A 434-nucleotide genomic window follows, 5' to 3' on the forward strand; every position below is an offset into this window, starting at 1 on the left:
CGATCGTGCGGCTCATCGACAAGGACCAGACGGTCGTCAACGAGAACGCCAACAAGGACTCCGAGGTCTTCAACACGCAGCGCGACCTCACGGCCGGCACGGTCGGCAAGGCCATCGGCCTGCGGATGCTCCCCGCCCACGTCGCGAACGCCCACCAGAAGGGCGACATCCACTACCACGACCTCGACTACCACCCGTACGCGCCGATGACGAACTGCTGCCTCATCGACTTCCGCACGATGCTCGCGGACGGGTTCCGCATCGGCAACGCGCAGGTCGAGCCGCCGCGGTCCATCCAGACGGCGACCGCGCAGATCTCGCAGATCATCGCGAACGTGTCGTCGTCGCAGTACGGCGGCTGCTCGGTCAACCGGATCGACGAGCTGCTCGCGCCGTACGCGCAGCGCAACCTCGACAAGCACCTCGCGGACGCC

1 protein-coding gene is annotated in these 434 nt (G+C 67.1%); it reads left to right on the forward strand.

From position 1 onward, the window contains the following. Positions 1-434 (forward strand): anaerobic ribonucleoside-triphosphate reductase (gene nrdD, locus G3I71_RS47965; protein ID WP_275409458.1); only part of this gene is annotated, 434 nt, incomplete at both ends.

Origin of the sequence: Streptomyces sp. SID12501 (genome assembly GCF_010550245.1) — a bacterium.
Lineage (GTDB): Bacteria > Actinomycetota > Actinomycetes > Streptomycetales > Streptomycetaceae > Streptomyces.